At 62.5% G+C, this 16712-nt stretch carries 15 protein-coding genes; 8 read left to right on the plus strand and 7 right to left on the minus strand.

All coding sequences use genetic code 11. The annotated features are described in order from the left end of the window. Positions 1–130 precede the first annotated feature (130 nt). From arfA to DH10_RS03940, 5 genes are all read left to right on the plus strand, one after another. Positions 131–1639, plus strand: a complete 1509-nt coding sequence (arfA, locus tag DH10_RS03920; RefSeq protein ID WP_192250260.1) for an arabinosylfuranosidase ArfA — start codon at positions 131–133, stop codon at positions 1637–1639. Between the two features lie 315 nt (positions 1640–1954). Then, on the plus strand, positions 1955–3238 hold the full coding sequence (locus DH10_RS03925) for an ABC transporter substrate-binding protein (protein WP_192250257.1): 1284 nt from the start codon (positions 1955–1957) through the stop codon (positions 3236–3238). An 81-nt stretch (positions 3239–3319) separates the two neighbouring features. After that, positions 3320–4201 carry a carbohydrate ABC transporter permease gene (locus tag DH10_RS03930; protein ID WP_192250254.1) on the plus strand — a complete coding sequence of 294 codons (882 nt, stop codon included), beginning with the start codon at positions 3320–3322 and terminating at the stop codon, positions 4199–4201. Next, positions 4201–5091, plus strand: coding sequence for a carbohydrate ABC transporter permease (locus DH10_RS03935; RefSeq protein ID WP_192250250.1), 891 nt, complete (start codon positions 4201–4203; stop codon positions 5089–5091). The genes DH10_RS03930 and DH10_RS03935 overlap by 1 nt, the downstream gene beginning before the upstream one ends. Before the next feature lie 69 nt (positions 5092–5160). Then, positions 5161–6093: an ArsR/SmtB family transcription factor gene (locus DH10_RS03940; RefSeq protein ID WP_192250247.1), complete on the plus strand. Its 933-nt coding sequence runs from the start codon at positions 5161–5163 to the stop codon at positions 6091–6093. Positions 6094–6127: 34 nt separating this feature from the next. On the opposite strand, the gene DH10_RS03945 is transcribed toward DH10_RS03940, so the two are convergent. Beyond that, positions 6128–7273: a ceramide glucosyltransferase gene (locus tag DH10_RS03945; RefSeq protein ID WP_192384240.1), complete on the minus strand. Its 1146-nt coding sequence runs from the start codon at positions 7271–7273 to the stop codon at positions 6128–6130. A 225-nt stretch (positions 7274–7498) separates the two neighbouring features. Here DH10_RS03945 and apaG point away from each other — a divergent pair, with 225 nt between their 5' ends. Beyond that, a complete protein-coding gene (gene apaG, locus DH10_RS03950; protein WP_124996092.1) occupies positions 7499–7891 on the plus strand; it encodes a Co2+/Mg2+ efflux protein ApaG in 393 nt (130 codons plus the stop codon). Positions 7892–8112: 221 nt separating this feature from the next. On the opposite strand, the gene DH10_RS03955 is transcribed toward apaG, so the two are convergent. The 3 genes from DH10_RS03955 to DH10_RS03965 form a co-directional block, all read right to left on the minus strand. Continuing rightward, positions 8113–9147, minus strand: a complete 1035-nt coding sequence (locus tag DH10_RS03955) for an Hsp33 family molecular chaperone (protein WP_192250241.1) — start codon at positions 9145–9147, stop codon at positions 8113–8115. A 93-nt stretch (positions 9148–9240) separates the two neighbouring features. After that, a complete protein-coding gene (gene argF / locus DH10_RS03960) occupies positions 9241–10152 on the minus strand; it encodes an ornithine carbamoyltransferase (RefSeq protein ID WP_192250238.1) in 912 nt (303 codons plus the stop codon). A gap of 15 nt (positions 10153–10167) precedes the next feature. Then, a complete protein-coding gene (locus DH10_RS03965; RefSeq protein WP_192250235.1) occupies positions 10168–11367 on the minus strand; it encodes an aspartate aminotransferase family protein in 1200 nt (399 codons plus the stop codon). Between the two features lie 356 nt (positions 11368–11723). On the opposite strand from DH10_RS03965, the gene DH10_RS03970 reads away from it, so the two are divergent. After that, positions 11724–12242 carry a GcrA family cell cycle regulator gene (locus DH10_RS03970; protein ID WP_192250232.1) on the plus strand — a complete coding sequence of 173 codons (519 nt, stop codon included), beginning with the start codon at positions 11724–11726 and terminating at the stop codon, positions 12240–12242. Positions 12243–12384: 142 nt separating this feature from the next. Here DH10_RS03970 and DH10_RS03975 read toward each other — a convergent pair whose 3' ends face one another. The 3 genes from DH10_RS03975 to DH10_RS03985 form a co-directional block, all read right to left on the minus strand. Next, the gene (locus DH10_RS03975) at positions 12385–13395 is read right to left on the minus strand and encodes a magnesium and cobalt transport protein CorA (protein WP_192250226.1); all 1011 of its coding nucleotides are present in this window, start codon (positions 13393–13395) and stop codon (positions 12385–12387) included. A gap of 106 nt (positions 13396–13501) precedes the next feature. Continuing rightward, on the minus strand, positions 13502–14227 hold the full coding sequence (gene phoU / locus DH10_RS03980; RefSeq protein WP_192250223.1) for a phosphate signaling complex protein PhoU: 726 nt from the start codon (positions 14225–14227) through the stop codon (positions 13502–13504). A gap of 108 nt (positions 14228–14335) precedes the next feature. After that, positions 14336–15601: an ATP-binding protein gene (locus tag DH10_RS03985; RefSeq protein ID WP_192250220.1), complete on the minus strand. Its 1266-nt coding sequence runs from the start codon at positions 15599–15601 to the stop codon at positions 14336–14338. Between the two features lie 183 nt (positions 15602–15784). Between DH10_RS03985 and ppk2 the strand changes: the two genes are divergently transcribed. Continuing rightward, a complete protein-coding gene (gene ppk2, locus DH10_RS03990) occupies positions 15785–16690 on the plus strand; it encodes a polyphosphate kinase 2 (protein ID WP_192250217.1) in 906 nt (301 codons plus the stop codon). Positions 16691–16712 lie beyond the last annotated feature (22 nt).

Here is a 16712-nt window from a genome sequence, read left to right on the forward strand (position 1 = left end):
TCGACAGCCCTGACCGAACGCACCTCCAAGCGCCAAAGTCGCCTCAAGCTGCGGTTGACACTGTTCGCAGCCGATGTTCAAATGCCCTGGTACATATCAACTTAAATGATATAAAGGGTAGGCGACGGACATGAAGGCGCGTATAGCGGTCCACCGGGATTTCAAGATCGGGACCATCGACGATCGCATCTACAGCGCCTTTCTGGAGCATCTTGGACGCGCCATCTATGGCGGCATCTACGAGCCGGGCCACGAGACCGCCGACGAGGACGGGGTCCGTGGCGATGTGCTGGAACTGGTGCGTGGCCTGAACGCGCCGCTGGTTCGCTACCCCGGCGGTAATTTCGTTTCCAACTACGACTGGCTGGACGGGATCGGACCGAAGAATGAGCGGCCCGTACGGCTCGACTACGCCTGGAAGACGACCGAAACCAACGAGGTAGGGACGGATGAGTTCATTCGTTGGTGCCGCAAGGCCGGGACCGAGCCCATGCTTGCGGTCAATCTGGGCTCGAAAGGGTTCACCGAGGCGCTCGCCATGCTCGAATACTGCAACCATCCGGGTGGCAGCTACTGGAGCGACCTGCGCAGGAAGAATGGCTCAGCCGAACCACACAATGTTCGGGTCTGGTGCCTCGGCAACGAAATGGACGGGCCGTGGCAAATGAACCATCGCACGGCCCATGAATATGGTCGCGTGGCAAACGAGGTCGGTCGCGCCATGAAGGTCTTCGACCCGACCCTCGAGCTCGTCGCCTGCGGCTCCTCCAACCATAACATGCCCACCTACCCCGCCTGGGAAGCCGAGGTCCTCGATCTCGCCTACGAGAATGTAGACTACATCTCGCTGCATCAATACTGGGACAACTGGGACGATGACTACCTGAACTTCCTCGCCAAGTCCGTTACGGTCGACCGCTACATCCAGACAATCGGCGGCGTGATCGACTACGTGAAGGCGAAGAAGCGCTCCAAGCACAACGTCTACATCTCCTTCGACGAGTGGAACGTCTGGTATCACACCCGAAAGAAAGGTGTCAGCGACGGCGACGGGGTCAATTGGGCCAAGGCGCCCAGCTTATTGGAGGACGCCTACAATTTCGAGGACGTCCTGCTTGTCGGCTGCGCGCTCAACACATTCATCCGCCGGTCGGATCGTGTGAGGATCGCTTGCATCGCGCAGCTCGTGAACGTGATCGCGCCCATCATGACGCAAACCGGCGGGCCGGCCTGGAAGCAGACCATCTACTATCCCTACTACTACGCCTCCCTCTATGGCCGCGGCGACGCCTTGAACGTGGCCGTGGACGTGCCGACCTACGATGCCAAGGTGGCGGATGATGTTCCCTATCTCGACGTTGCCGCAGTGCGGAGCCGGGATGGCGGGACCGTGGCATTCTTCATGGTCAACCGCCACCCGGACGAGGCTTTGGCTATCGACATCGATATGGCCGGCTTCGCGCCGACGGGCATAGCCGAGCACGTGTTGATTGCCCATCCTGACCTCAAGGCCACGAACACGGCCGCCAAGCCGGACCACGTGTCTCCCCGCATCGGCGACGGGATTTCGATCGCTGACGGCAGAGTCAAGGGTAGTTTGCCGCCGAGATCCTATCACCTGGTGCGCGTGAGCGTCTGAGACCTTGGGTAGGAGAGCCCGCACGTATGTACCATAGAATATGATACATACCATAAGATTGGTTGACCGCCCTACAAGCCAAAGGTATCGTTGAGGTAAGGGAACTAGACAGAATCTCGATCCACGTTTGTTGTGCCATGCCGTGAAGGAGTAGCGGGCGTGAGGAGCGTCCGGACTCCGCCCTGCCGGTCTTGATGCAACAGCAGTGGGCACGGCACGCAGGATCGGTTGCTGCTGCCAAACAGTCTGGAGGAATTCGAGCGCTGCGGCGACTTCTCGAAGCAAGCGAAAAATAGCCGAAAAGGGAGGATCATGATGAGGAGAATACTGAAGAAGGCGCTGGCCACGGCGGCACTGATCGCATTCGCTGCCGGCGCGCAAGCGAAAGAGACGGTCGTCTGGTGGGATTTCCTGAGCGGCGGCGACGGCGTGCGCATGAAGTCGCTGATCGATCAGTTCAACAAGGAACACGCGGATTCGATCGAAATCCAGGCGACGACGCTTGAATGGGGCGTGCCGTTCTACACGAAGGTCCAGACCTCGGCCGCCGTCGGCGAAGGGCCGGATGTCATGACCTACCACCTGTCGCGTCTGCCGCTCGGCGTCGCTACGGGGACGCTGCGCGAAATCACGCCCGAGGAGTTGAAGGCCGCCGGCTTCTCAGCCGACAACTATGCGCCCGCCAACTGGAAAGCTGCCCAGGTGGACGGAAAGCAATACGCTGTTCCCTTCGATATCCATTCGGTCGTTCTCTACTATAACAAGGACAAGCTCGCTGCAGCCGGTCTCCTCGGCCAAGACGGCCTGCCGAAGGGCCTCGACGGCGTCGACAATTTCCACGCGGCTCTCGAGAAACTGAAGGCCGGCGGCTCGGAATATGGCGTCTCCATCCACAGCGCTGCCGGCGACTCGCAGTGGCGCATCTTCTACTCGCTGTTCAGTCAGCAGGGCGGCAAGTTCCTCTCCGACAATGGCAAGTTTCTGGAAGGTGACAATCTCGACAAGGCAGTCAAGGCCACGAGCGTCGTCGCCAAATGGGTCGCCGACGGGCTGGCGCCGAAGTCGACCGATTATCCGGCCTCGATCGCGCTCTTCACGTCGGGCAAGGCCGCCATGCACATCAACGGTGTCTGGGAAGTGCCCACCTTCACCGACCTGGGCAAGCAGAACAAGCTCGGCTTCGAGTGGGGGGCTATCCAGCTTCCGACTTTTTTCGACCAGCCGGCAACCTGGGCCGACTCGCACTCCTTCGCAATCCCGAACCGCAAGGGCAAGGAGATCTCGCCGGAGAAGCTGAAGGCAGTGCTGGAGGTCGTGAAATGGATGAACGAGCATTCGCTGTTTTGGGCAACCGCTGGGCACATCCCCGCCTTTTCACCGGTCACTTCGAGCGACGATTTCAAGAAGATGCAACCGAACGCCACCTATTCAACACTGGCGAAAACGGCGGTGTTCGATCCGAGCTCCAAGCTCGCCGGTGTGGCCTCGCCGGTCTATGATGCGGCAGGAAACTTCCTGATGCCAGCGATCAACGGCGAACTCGATCCGCAGGGGGCGATGGAGCAGATGCGCGACGATCTGGACGGTCAGACCGAGTAAACCTCCCGAGGAGCCCGCCGACGGCTGCGGCCGTCGGCGGGCCTTCGGAGACGGATTGGATCAAACAGGAGACCCGGTGCGATGCTAGCGAGCACGAGACGCGCCGAACGCCGCAGCGCTTTCATTCTGATTGCGCCCTTCCTGCTCATCTATTTGGTGCTCTTCATATATCCGACCCTGAAGATGCTCGAGCTCTCTTTCACGAACGCGCCGCTGATCGGCGAGGGCGATTGGATCTACTTCAAGAACTATGTTCGGCTCTTCGGCGACAGGCTGTTCAAGACTGCAGTCTGGAATACCGGCTATTTCGTCGTGCTCACCGTGGTGCCGAACGTGGCGACCGGCCTCCTCATCGCACTGATGGTGGACCGACTGAAGGGATGGACGCAAAGCGTCGTTCTTGCCGCCTTTTTCCTGCCCTACATCCTGCCGGTCTCAGTGGTCTTCCTGATGTGGCGCTGGATCCTCGACCTTCAGTTCGGGATTGCGCAGTACCCGATCGAGTTCTTCTACGGCGAGCGCGTGCCTGTCTTCCGCACGATACCGTGGTTCCTTCCCATGGTAGGGCTGATCACGATCTGGTGGACCAACGGCTTCAATGTCTTGCTCTTCATTGCGGGGTTGAGAAACATATCCCCGGAAATATATGACGCCGCGGCACTCGACGGCGCCAGTCGCTGGCAGCTGTTCTGGAAGATCACCTGGCCGCTGATCTGGCCAGTCACGGCGCTTGTGGCGACGATACAGCTCATCCTGCAGCTCAAGATATTCGATCAGGTCTACCTGTTTTCGGTCGGCGGCCGTTCCGAGCCGACAATGGTGTTGGTGCAGTACATCTACCAAGAGGCCTTCCAGCGTAATCGTGGCGGCTATGCCGCAACGGTTGCCACCGCGCTGTTCGTGCTGATCGCGGCGCTCTCGGTTCTGCAATACCAGGTGCTGCGCGCCAGGAGCGCCGAGTGATGAGCGTCGAAACCGGCCGCATCAAGCTGCCAACCGTCGGCGCCGAAGGCGCGTATCGCAAGCTGCGGGCCTTCGACATCGCGGGACTGTTTCTGACGCTGGCGACATTCGCATTCGCAATCATCTGGGCCTTTCCGCTCTACTGGGCCATGGTGACCACGCTCAAGCCGGAATACGAGGTCGTTCAACCCGGAGTCCGCTTGTGGCCCGAGACCTTCACGCTCGAGGCATACACCTACATTCTTCTGAACACGAAGATCGGACTTTGGTACCTGAATTCGCTGGTGACCTCCGCAGCGGTCACCATAATCGTCATCTTCACGGCGGCGACCTGCGGCTATGCGATATCGCAATTGCGCTTCCCGGGCCGCCGTTTGCTCTATCTGACGATCATGGCGAGCTTCATGGTGCCCATCCAGGCGCTGATAGTCACCCACTTCGTGCTGATGTCGAATTTCGGCACCCTCAACACCTGGCTCGGCATCATCCTTCCCCAACTCATCGTTCCGGTCGTCGTCATCGTCTACAAGCAGTTCTTCGATTCGATCCCGCGCGACTTCCGTGAGGCGGCGATCATGGACGGCGCCAACGATTTGCAGCTTCTGTTCAGGATTTACCTGCCTATGAACTGGGGGGTGACAACGGCGCTGGCCATAATCACCTTCATCGGCGCATGGAACGCTTTCCTCTGGCCGTTCCTGGCGCAGAGTTCCGAAGAGACGATGAACATCACGGTCGGCGTCACGCAGGTGCACTCCGCCTTCGGTGTCCAGTATGCGCGCGAGCTGGCGGGCGCCGTGCTGGCAGGACTTCCCGTTGCTCTGGCCTATCTGATTTTCCAGCGCCGCGTGACCCAGGCGATAACGCTCTCGGCCGGCATCAAAGGCTGACCATCAGTTTGACTATCAGCAATTATGATATACACACTGCCTCCTTTCCCGCTTAGGTCGCCGTCGTCCATGAAACCCAACTTCCTCACCATCGATCCGGAGGACGACATCGAGGTCTTGAAGGGACTGGCGTCAACGATCCGCGTACGCATCCTCAAGCTCCTGCGCAGCGAAGGCCCGCTCAACGTCAACGACATCACCCGTCGGCTGGAGCTGCCGCAATCGACGGTCGCCATCAACGTACAGACACTTGAGGAAACCGGCCTGATCGTGACCGAGGCCGTTAAGGCCAGGAAGGGCCATCAAAAGATCTGTTCGGCCCGCTTCGACGAGATCATCGTGCGGTTCGAGGCTGAAGAGGAACTTCAACGCGACGCGAACATCATCGAAGTCGCGATGCCGCTCGGCCTGTTCACCTCCGTCGAAGTCAGTCCGCCTTGCGGTCTCTGCTCAACGGATGGCGTGATCGGCCTCCTGGACGTCCCTGATTCCTTCCTCGATCCTGCGCGTGTCCAGGCGGCGCTCATCTGGTTCGGAATGGGCAGCGTCGAGTACAAATTTCCGAACAACGCCAAGTTGCTCAATGCCCGGATAGAGTCGATCGAGTTCTCGATGGAGCTCTCGTCGGAGGTGCCCGGCACCAATATGGACTGGCCTTCCGACCTCACGCTCTGGGTAAACGATGTGGCGGTCGGCACCTGGACGTCGCCGGGCGACTATGGCGACAAGCGCGGTGTCTATACGCCAAGCTGGTGGAAGCTGGCAGGCTCACAATATGGCAAGTTGAAGAGCTGGCGGATCGGCCAGTCGGGGTCTTTCATCGACGGCGTCAGAATCTCCGACGTCACCATGGACGACCTTGGCATCACCGAGCATCGCTCGATCCGGATGAGAATCGGCATCGACGCGAAGGCGAAGCATCCTGGGGGCGTCAACATATTTGGGCGCGGCTTTGGCAACTATGACCAGGATATAGTCATGCGCCTTGAGCTCGGTCGCTGACGGCGGACGGGGCGCTCGTGTCTCTTGGGCGTGCTCAGATACCCTCCTCCAGCTCGGTCATTGCCTTGGTGCGGATGGTCATGGCGTTGCCGCGCCATTCGACGGCGCCACCCAACCAGCCGCGCGCCCAGATGGCGGGGAGCATCGTGTCGCGCACGATCATCGCGGTCACGCTCCACGGCGACAGATACCAGCCCTTGGACCGGGCGAGCAGGCATTCCGGGACATAGGCGATCGCCAGCACGCAAAGCGCAGTCGTAGGCAGGCTGACGCCGGCGCTTGCCGCCGCGATCAGCGCGAAAATCAGCGGCATAACCACACCGGTCAGAATCTCGGGCGCGAAGAACAGCGGGAAGGTGACGCGGCGCAGCCGCGCCCAGCGCGCCTGGCGCGACCAGATTTCGGCGAGCGTGCGCTGGCCGAGCGGCTGCTCGAAGGGCGAGGCCACGAGATTGACCCGGAGGCCCAGGCTGTTGATCAGCTTGGTCGCCGCCGCATCCTCGGCGATCTCGGCGGCTAAAGCCTGGATGCCGCCTTGGGCGTCGAGCATCGGCTTGTTCCACAACATGCTCTTGCCCTGAGCGAAGCCAAGGCCGAGCGCCTCGCCGGTATATTGCCAGCGCGCCTGCAGCGTGTTGAGGAAGGCGCATTCGACTTCGGCCCAGAAACCGTCCGGCCGCGAGCCGATCGGTGTCGAGCAGACGAGGCCGGTATCCGGCCGCCAGGCCGCCATCAGATGCTGGACATAGTCGTTGGGCATCAGCACGTTGGAATCGGCGAGGATCACCCAATCGTGCCGGGCTGCCTGCCAACCCTTGACGCAGTTGTTCAGCTTGGGGTTGGCGCCGATCCTGTCATCGCCGACGAGCAGCCGCGCCGGAACCTTGGGAAAGCGCGCGATCGCGGCATTGATGAGCCTAACCACGGGGTCTTCGGCATGGGCGGCGCAGAAGATCAGCTCATAGCGCGGCCAGTCGAGCGAGAAGGCGCGGTTCAGCGTCTCCTCGGTGAACGGCTCCACGCCCCGCGACGGAACGACGATCGAGACCGGCGGCTGCTTGCCGGCGGGCGGAGGAATGACGCGATGCGCCTTCAGCCGCGACGAAGCGAGCAGGATGCCGGCGAGATTGGAAAGAAGAAGGGCTGACGAGGCAAAGGCGGCTGCGAGAGTCAGTTCCATCGAGATCTGGTCACTCCGGAAGGCCGCCGGCGGCCGTTTCATCAGTCGACAGAGCGCGCCCCGAGTCGCCCGGCACGGTTTTGCGCACACCAACATTGTCATGTGTCACTTAAATGACATTGTTTATCGGCACGTGCGCTTTGAGGTCGGCAGGATGGGCCGCGCTTGGCGTAACAACCACGAAGTCCGGCAAATCTTGCCTGCCGCAACAACCGGACTGCCCCCATGTATCGCGCCGTCACGCGCAACATCGAAGTGCAGGTCAGGCCGTTCTATCTGGAGGATCGTTCCGATCCGTCCGAGAACCGGTATGTTTGGGGCTACCAGGTGACGATCGACAACCGGTCGGACGAGTTCGTGCAGCTTCTGTCGCGCTATTGGCACATCACCGACGGCCGCGGCCGCGTCGAGGAGGTGCGCGGCGCGGGCGTCGTCGGCGATCAGCCGGAACTCAATCCCGGCGACAGCTATCAGTACACGTCGGGATGCCCGCTATCGACGCCCTCCGGCATCATGGTCGGCCACTACACAATGCGCAACGGGCGCGGCGAGACGTTCGACGTCGCCATCCCCGCCTTCTCTCTCGACATGCCGGGCACACGGCGGACTGTGAATTAGCGTCTTTCTCCCGTCTCTATACGGCGAGAAATGCCCGGTCCACCCTCCGCAGCTGCTGCGGAGGACGGGCAGGGCAATGAGGGGCGGCGCCAAACTTCTGAGATTCTCCTTAAGGCAGACGACAGCGTTGGGGTGCCGGCGCAACCTCCACAAACGTTCGCGCCGCCCCTCATCCGCCCTTCGGGCACCTTCTCCCCCGTGAACGGGGAGAAGGAAGCTCTTCACTCGCTCGCCGAAAACTCAGCCGGATCGAAGTCGTACTGCGTCGAGCAGAACTCGCAGGCGACATGGATGCCGCCGCCCTCGGTGCTGTCCTTGATCTCCTCAGCCGAAAAACCTTCGAGGATGCCGCGGATCTTCTCGCGCGAGCAGGAGCACTGGTCGGCAACCGGCACGCTGCGGAAGACGCGCACGCCGTGCTCGTGGAACAACCGGTAGAGCAGTCGCTCGGCGCCCACCGTCGGATCAATGAGCTCGGTCGGCTCGATGGTTCCGAGCAGCGCCAGGAGTTCCCGCCAGGAATTGTCGGCCGGCTCGTGCGCCACGTCTCGCGGATCGCCGTCGCCACCCGAAATGTCGGGCACGCGCATGCGTTCGGGCGCCTGCGGCAGGAACTGCGCCAGGATGCCGCCGGCGCGCCATTGCTCGCGGGCGCCGCCCGGACCCGGCGTCACCAGCTTGGCGACCGACATCCTGAGATCGGTCGGGATCTGCTCCGACTGGCGGAAATAGGTGCGCGCGGCCTCTTCGAGCGAGGTGCCGTCGAGCTGGACGATGCCCTGATAACGCTGCGTGTGCGCGCCCTGATCGATGGTCAGCGCCAGCACGCCGGCGCCGAGCAGCTTCTGCTGCGAGGTCTCGCCCGAGGCAACCAGCGCTTGCAGCCGGTCGGCGTCGAAGCGCGCATAGGCGCGCAGCGCGTGCGGCGTGCTGAAGTCCGCCACCAGCATGTCGACCGGCCCGTCGGTGCGGGTCTGCAAGATGAACTTGCCCTCGAACTTCAGCGACGTGCCGAGCAGCACGGTAAGCACGCAGGCTTCCGCCAGCAGCCGCGCTACCGGTTCGGGATAGTCGTGACGGCTGAGGACGGCGTCGAGCATCGGCCCGAGCTGCACGGTGCGGCCACGCACGTCGAGCGGCGCCACTTCGTAAGGCACGACATGGTCGTCGCCGGCGAAGCCGAATTCACCGAGTTTGGGTTGATGTTCAGCCAATGGACGGGTTTCCAACATGACAAAGCTCCGGGGCGCGTCCATCCCGCTTTCCAGGCGGTATGGGTCGAAGCGCGTTCGATTTCAGTGATGGCTCGCAAATAGGCATCACCTCACCCCGGATCAAGTCGGCCCCAATCAAGCGCCCAGGCACCAGGCCAGCACCGCCTTCTGGGCGTGCAGCCGGTTCTCGGCCTCGTCGAACACCACCGAATGCGGTCCGTCGATAACCTCGTCGGTAACCTCCTCGCCGCGATGCGCCGGCAGGCAGTGCATGAAGAGCGCGTCCGACTTCGCCCTGGCCATCAGCGCGGCATTGACCTGGTAGGGCAGGAAGACGTTGTGGCCGCGGGCGCGATGCTCCTGGCCCATCGACACCCAGCTGTCGGTGACGACGCAATCGGCCTGGTCGACGGCCTCCTCGGCCGAGCGGGCAAACCTGACCTTGCCGCCGTTGGCCTTCGACCAGTCGACATATTTCTCGAAAGGCTCGCTGCCCTCCGGCACCGCGACATTGAGATTGAAGCGGAACCGCGCCGAGGCTTCGAGCAACGAGTGCAGCACATTGTTGCCGTCGCCGGTCCAGGCGAAGGTCTTGCCGGCCACCGGACCGCGATGCTCCTCGTAGGTCATGATATCGGCCATCAGCTGGCAGGGATGGGTATCGTCGGTCAGCCCGTTGATCACCGGCACGGTGGCGTTCTGGGTCAGCTCCAGCAGCCGGTCATGCGAGGTGGTGCGGATCATGATGGCGTCGACATAGCGCGACAGCACCTTGGCGGTGTCGGCGATGGTCTCGGAGCGGCCGAGCTGCATCTCGGTGCCGGTCAGCATGATGGTCTCGCCGCCGAGCTGGCGCATGCCGACGTCGAAGGAAACGCGCGTGCGCGTCGACGGCTTGTCGAAGATCATCGCCAGCACCTTGCCTTCGAGCGGCTTCGAACGCTCGCCGGCCTTGAGCCTGGTCTTTCGCGCCACCGCATCGTCCAGCATCGAGCGCAGGTCGCCCGCGGAAACGGCGGACAGGTCGGTGAAGTGGCGAACGCTCATCGGCAAATTCCAGAATTACTTCGCGGCTTCGGCCGCAGTCGCATCGGTCAGGCCCTTGGCGCCGGCGCGGATGCGCTTCAGCGCCTCGCCGATCTCCTCGTCGGTGACGGTGAGCGGCGGCAGGAGGCGGATGACGTTGTCGCCGGCCGGCACGGCAAGCAGATGCTGGTCGCGCAGCGCCATGTTCACCTTGGTGTTGGGCATGGCGCATTTCAGCCCGAGCATCAGGCCGGTTCCCCGGATGCCCTCGATGATCTCGGGATATTCGTCGACGACCGCGGCAAGGCCCTGCTTGAGCAGCAGCGCCTTGCGCTGGACATCCTCGAGAAAGCCGTCGGCCAGCACGACGTCGAGCACGGCATTGCCCACCGCCATTGCCAGCGGATTGCCGCCGAAAGTGGTGCCGTGCACGCCGGCCGTCATGCCGGTCGCGGCCTCGTCGGTGGCGAGGCAGGCGCCCATCGGGAAGCCGCCGCCTATGCCCTTGGCGATCGCCATCAGGTCAGGCGTGACGCCCGCCCATTCATGCGCGAACAGCTTGCCGGTGCGACCGATGCCGCACTGGACCTCGTCGAAGATCAAAAGCAGGCCGTGCTGGTCGCAGAGCTGCCGCAGGCGCTTCAACGACTGCGTCGGCACCGGGCGGATGCCGCCCTCGCCCTGCACCGGCTCGATCAGGATCGCCGCGGTCTCCGGCGTGATTGCCTTCTCGGCGGCGTCGATGTCGTCGAATGCGACCTGGTCGAAGCCCTCGACCTTCGGACCGAAACCCTCGAGATATTTGTACTGCCCCCCGGCGGCGATCGTCGCCAGCGTGCGGCCGTGAAAGGCGCCCTCGAAGGTGATGATGCGGAAACGCTCCGGATGGCCCTTGACGAACTGGTAGCGCCGCGCCGTCTTGATGGCGCATTCCAGCGCCTCGGCGCCCGAATTGGTGAAGAACACCTTGTCCGCGAAGGTCGCATCGACCAGCCGCTCGCCCAGCCGGCGCTGCTCGGGGATCTCGTAGAGGTTGGAGACGTGCCAGAGCTTGGCGGCCTGCCCGGTGAGAGCGTCCACCAGATGCGGATGGCTGTGGCCCAGCGAGTTCACAGCGATGCCGCCGGCGAAATCGAGATATCGCTCGCCCTTGTCGGTGACCAGCCAGGTCCCCTCCCCATGATCGAAGGCCAGGGGTGCGCGAGCAAAGGTCTCGTAAAGCGCCGAACCGCTCATTATATGCGTCTCCGGAACCGGAAATCAAAAAAGCCGCCAATGCGGCGGCCTTTGCGGCTTATCATGTTTTTCGGCCATGAAGTCAACGAAAACGTCGTGCAGAAGCGCGCGGCAAGCCTCCAACGGCACACCGGCTCATCAGAGGCCAGGCAAGTTGGGGAAAACCGAAAAAACCGAATCGTGTTGCCCTGGGGACTCTTGTCACCGAGTCAGCGCATGAGGTAATTGTAGTCGAGAAATAACTAGATTTCGTGCGGCGGATCTAATCACCCGGTACATGTGGTGTTGTTTGCCCGGCGGGAGCCGGGGCGGGAAAGGATTCTGACTGCCGTACGCCTCAGCAGGAGCGCGGTCTCATGAACTGGACTGACGAGCGGGTCGAACTTCTCAGGAAATTGTGGTCGGAGGGTCTCAGCGCCAGCCAGATCGCCGCGCAGCTCGGCGGAGTGAGCCGCAATGCCGTCATCGGCAAGGTGCATCGCCTGAAACTCTCGGGCCGCGGCCGCGCGACCGCCGCGCCGGCTCGCCAGAAGAAGGCGACGCAGGGAGCCTCGATGCAGAAATCGGTGGCCCGCGCCGCAAGCGCTGCACGTCATGTGACGGCTTCCATCGGCGCGACCGCGCTGCAGGTGCAGTTCGACGCAGAGCCGGTGGCGCGCCACTACATCCGCCCGGTCGAGAACGTCGTGGTGCCGATCTCGCGGCACCTGCAGCTCGTCGAGCTGACCGAGCGCACCTGCAAGTGGCCGAACGGCGATCCGCTGTCGGAAGACTTCAGCTTCTGCGGCAACGACGCGGGCGAGACCGGGCCGTACTGCAAATATCACGCAAGGGTGGCGTTCCAGCCGGCGGCGGAAAGGCGGCGGAATCGGTGAATGGTGAATGGTGAATGGTGAATGGTGAATGGTGAATGGTGAATGGTGAATGGTGAATGGTGAATGGTGAATGGTGAATGGTCGTGCGCTGAATTTTCATGCGCGTGAAGCAGTTTCTTTCACTATTCACTATTCACTTCCTTCACAGCCATCCATTCTTCCTGAACCGCCAATACAGCACCGCGCAGATCAGCGCGATCGCCATCAGCACGGTCGGGTAGCCGTATTCCATTTTCAGTTCAGGCATGTCGGCGAAGTTCATGCCGTAGATGCCGGCGAAGGCCGTCGGCACCGCCAGGATAGCGGCCCATGAGGCGAGTTTCTTGGAGATCGCCGTTTCCTGGCTCTGTCCTACCAGAAGGCTGGCCTCGAAGGCGAAGGCCAGGACCTCGCGCAGGCTGTCGATCTTTTCCTGCACGGTGCGGATGTGATCGGTCACGTCGCGGAACAGCGGGTGCATGGCGCCATGGATCTGCGGCAGCTCGGCGCTGGTGAGCCGCCGGCAGACCTCGACCAGCGGCAGCGCCGCGTTGCGCAGGCGCAGGAGATCGCGGCGCAGCATGTAGAGCCGTTCGATGTCGGCGCCGGTCATCGGCTTCAGTAGCACCTTGTCCTCGATCTGCTCGACCTCGTCCTCGATCTGCTCGAGCACAGGCATGTAGTTGTCGACGATGAAGTCGAGAATGGCATAGAGGACGAAATCCTCACCCTTGGCGAGCGAAGACGGGCAGCTTTCCCAGTGCTGGCGCACCGCAGCGTAGGAGGTCGACGGGCCGTGCCTGACGCTGACGATATAGCCGGTGCCGACGAAGAGATGCGTCTCGCCGAAGGTGACACGGCCATCGATCAGTTGCGCCGTGCGGGCGACGATGAACAAGGCATCGCCATATTGCTCGATCTTCGGCCGCTGATGCGGATGTTCGGCATCCTCGATCGCCAGATCATGCAGGTGAAACTGCGCCTGCACCCTGAGCAGCAGGTTGCGGTCAGGCTCGAGCAGGCCGATCCAGACGACATGGCCGGACTTTGCCGCCCACACACCTGCCTCTTCGATCGTAATGTCGGCCACGCGCTTGCCGGCGGAATAGACGCTGGACGCAATGATGCCGGATGTCGGCTGCGGGGCCGGGGTCAGGTTTCGAACTTGTTCCATCGCAAACCTCCCGAGACAGTGACTGACAAAATCGCTGCACCTGGAGGAGCTTAGCCTAAATCAGAAAGCCGTTCGAGAGGCCGCCGTTCACTTAGCCGATATCGGGTCATTTGGCCGATACCGGGCCAGGAAACACCACTTGGTCGGTCTTGTCGCCCTTCGGCCGGTCGGCCGGCATCTGGTCGCCGGTGACGATGTAATAGATGGTTTCGGCGATGTTGGTGGCGTGGTCGCCGATCCGCTCAATGTTCTTGGCGCAGAAGAGCAGATGTGTGCAGGGCGTGATGTTGCGCGGATCTTCCATCATATAGGTCAAGAGCTCGCGAAACAGCGAGGTGTACATGGCGTCGATCTGGTCGTCGCGGTCGCGCACGAAGCCGATCTTCTCGACCGAGCGCGAGGCATAGACGTCGAGCACTTCCTTAAGCTGCGTCAGCGCCAGATTGGCCAGCGCCTCGAGACCGCGGAAGAGACTGCTCGGCTGGCGGCCGTCGATAACCGCCGCGACGCGCTTGGCGACGTTCTTGCCGAGATCGCCGACGCGCTCGATGTCGGCCGAGATGCGGATGGCGCCGACGATCTCGCGCAGGTCCGTCGCCATCGGCTGGCGCCTGGCGATGATGACGATCGCCTTGTCGTCGATCTCGCGCTGCCCCTCGTCGAGGACAAGATCGTCCTGGATGACCTTCTGTGCCAGGCCCGGATCAGCGTTCACGAGGGCCGCCACCGCCTGCTCGACCATACGCTCGGCATGCCCGCCCATGGCGGCGATCCGCTTCGACAGGAATTTCAGTTCTTCGTCATAGGCACTCATTATGTGGACGGATTGCATGGATATGCCTTCCCGGTTTCTGCCGGCTGGTGCGTTCCCTCAATCTGTCGCTGATACGCGAACCGGATGACAGAAAGACGAAATTGCCGGTTGGCAACCAGTACAGGATCAGCTAGCCGGCAAATGAACCGTGAACGCCGCGCCCTTGCCGACTTCCGACTTGATCGACAGCCTTGCATTATGACGAGTCAATATATGCTTGACGATGGAAAGGCCAAGGCCGGTGCCTTTCTGGGTCCGGCTGTTTTCGACATCGACGCGGTAGAAGCGCTCCGTGATGCGGGGAATGTGTTCCTCGGCTATGCCGGGGCCATAGTCTCTTATGGTGACGTCGATGCCCGCTTCCTGGCCATCCTCGCTGCCTGCGATGGATACGGTGACGCGCCCGCCTGACTGCCCGTACTTACAGGCATTCTCCAGCAGATTCTCGAAAACCTGGAAGAGCTCGTCGCGGTCGCCGGGCACGGAAAGCGGGCCATCGATGAAGTCCCGCTCGATGACGACGCCGTTCTCGCTGGCCAGCGGCTCGAGGGAATCGATGACGCTATCGATGGTCTGGCGAAGATCGACCTCGGTTCCCGGCCGCAGATAGGGTTTCATCTCCAGCCGCGACAGCGACAACAGGTCGTCGATCAGGCGCGCCATGCGGCCCGTCTGGTTCTGCATGATCTGCAGAAACTGGTCGCGCGCCGCAGGATCGCCGCGCGCCGGGCCGCGCAACGTCTCGATGAAGCCGGCGATCGAGGCGAGCGGGGTGCGCAGCTCGTGGCTGGCATTGGCGATGAAGTCGGCGCGCATGCGGTCGATGCGGCGCGCCTCGCTCTGATCCTTGAACACCAGCACGTAGAGATCGGTGGCATGGCCGACCGAGGACGCGCTCACCCGGTATGTGCGCTCGACCGGCAGCTTTTCCGTGTAGTCGACGACATCGGACGCCACGGCTCCCGAGACGATGCCGTCAAGCAAGGCCTGCATTTCCGGCGCGCGGAATTTGAGCGACAGCGACATGCCGGGCGCCAGTCCGCCGAAGGCGGCAAAGGCGGCCGCGTTGGCGTGGACGATTGCTGCTGTCCGGTCGAAGATGATCAGCGGATCGGCAACGGCGGCGGCGAGATATTCGCCGGACAGCCGCTGCAGACCGCCGGCCTCGATCGCCGCCGCGTCGTCGGCGGACTGCCGCTCGACGTCGGCGGGCAGCATTGCGGCTGCGACCAGCAACGCCAGGCCCAGCAGCGGCACATAGATCGAAAAGCCGCCGAAAGCGTAGACGGCGAGGACCGCGGCGACGGCCGCGGCCAGCAACCACCGACTGCGCCGCAGCCGGGCCACGGCTGCTTGCGTTGCGCCTTTCTGGTCCGCGCCCTTATCGACCATGCGCTGCCCCGTATCTCCGCGGTGAAATTCACCCGACCGGACCGGCGCATGACCCCACAAAAATCGGAATCGATTTTCTGGAATGTTCATGCGCAAAATCAAAGTGCTACGGCGCGTCCAGACGGACGCAACGCCTTAGAGGCTCCCATAGCACGAGTCCGTAAGCTGGAAAGGTTCGTCTCGATGAAAAAAGCCAAGGAAGAAGCCGAAACGGCGCCTGCCGCAGGACCGATCAAGATCAGGATCGGCGGCAAGGAACGCGAGTTCGACATCGACAACCCGGTGCTTCCGGACTGGATCGAGGACAACAAGCTGGCCGCCGGCGGCTATCCTTATAACAAGAAGATGAAGGGTGAAGAGTACGACAAGGAGCTCGAGCGGCTGCAGATCGAGCTGGTCAAGGCACAGGCCTGGCTGCAGGCGACCGGCAAGCGGGTGATGGCGCTGTTCGAGGGGCGCGACGCGGCCGGCAAGGGCGGCACGATCTTCGTGCTGCGGCAGTACATGAACCCGCGCACGGCGCGCAACGTGGCGCTGACCAAGCCGACGCCGACTGAGCATGGGCAATGGTACTATCAGCGCTATGTCGACCATTTCCCGACCTCGGGCGAGTTCGTCACCTTCGACCGCTCCTGGTACAACCGCGCCGGCGTCGAGCCGGTCATGGGTTTCTGCACGCCGGAGCAGCACGAGAAATTCCTCGACGAGACGCCGCATTTCGAGCGCATGATCTGCAACGAGGGTATCCACTTCTTCAAATTCTGGCTGAACATCGGCCGCGAGACGCAGCTCGAACGGTTCCACGACCGCCGCTGGTCGCCGTTGAGGAACTGGAAGTTCTCGCCGATCGACATCGCCGGCATCAACAAATGGGACGACTACACCAAGGCGCGGGATCTGATGGTCGAGCGCACCCACAAGGAGTTCGCGCCCTGGATCATCGTGCGCGCCAACGACAAGCGCCGCGCGCGGCTCGCCGTGATGCAGCGGATCCTGTTGTCGCTGCCCTATGACGGGCGCGATCTCGACGCCATCGGCAAACAGGACAAGAAGATCATCGGCGAAGGGCCCTCGTTCCTGGAGACATAGTATTTCCGGAAACCGACGTTAC

This window comes from Mesorhizobium silamurunense, from assembly GCF_014843825.1.
Classification (GTDB): domain Bacteria; phylum Pseudomonadota; class Alphaproteobacteria; order Rhizobiales; family Rhizobiaceae; genus Mesorhizobium; species Mesorhizobium silamurunense.

Coding starts and splice junctions, on each gene's coding strand:
- arfA (WP_192250260.1), top strand. CDS start 131: ATGAAGGCGCGTATAGCGGTCCACCGGGATTTCAAGATCGGGACCATC.
- DH10_RS03925 (WP_192250257.1), top strand. CDS start 1,955: ATGAGGAGAATACTGAAGAAGGCGCTGGCCACGGCGGCACTGATCGCA.
- DH10_RS03930 (WP_192250254.1), top strand. CDS start 3,320: ATGCTAGCGAGCACGAGACGCGCCGAACGCCGCAGCGCTTTCATTCTG.
- DH10_RS03935 (WP_192250250.1), top strand. CDS start 4,201: ATGAGCGTCGAAACCGGCCGCATCAAGCTGCCAACCGTCGGCGCCGAA.
- DH10_RS03940 (WP_192250247.1), top strand. CDS start 5,161: ATGAAACCCAACTTCCTCACCATCGATCCGGAGGACGACATCGAGGTC.
- DH10_RS03945 (WP_192384240.1), bottom strand. CDS start 7,273: ATGGAACTGACTCTCGCAGCCGCCTTTGCCTCGTCAGCCCTTCTTCTT.
- apaG (WP_124996092.1), top strand. CDS start 7,499: ATGTATCGCGCCGTCACGCGCAACATCGAAGTGCAGGTCAGGCCGTTC.
- DH10_RS03955 (WP_192250241.1), bottom strand. CDS start 9,147: ATGGACGCGCCCCGGAGCTTTGTCATGTTGGAAACCCGTCCATTGGCT.
- argF (WP_192250238.1), bottom strand. CDS start 10,152: ATGAGCGTTCGCCACTTCACCGACCTGTCCGCCGTTTCCGCGGGCGAC.
- DH10_RS03965 (WP_192250235.1), bottom strand. CDS start 11,367: ATGAGCGGTTCGGCGCTTTACGAGACCTTTGCTCGCGCACCCCTGGCC.
- DH10_RS03970 (WP_192250232.1), top strand. CDS start 11,724: ATGAACTGGACTGACGAGCGGGTCGAACTTCTCAGGAAATTGTGGTCG.
- DH10_RS03975 (WP_192250226.1), bottom strand. CDS start 13,395: ATGGAACAAGTTCGAAACCTGACCCCGGCCCCGCAGCCGACATCCGGC.
- phoU (WP_192250223.1), bottom strand. CDS start 14,227: ATGCAATCCGTCCACATAATGAGTGCCTATGACGAAGAACTGAAATTC.
- DH10_RS03985 (WP_192250220.1), bottom strand. CDS start 15,601: ATGGTCGATAAGGGCGCGGACCAGAAAGGCGCAACGCAAGCAGCCGTG.
- ppk2 (WP_192250217.1), top strand. CDS start 15,785: ATGAAAAAAGCCAAGGAAGAAGCCGAAACGGCGCCTGCCGCAGGACCG.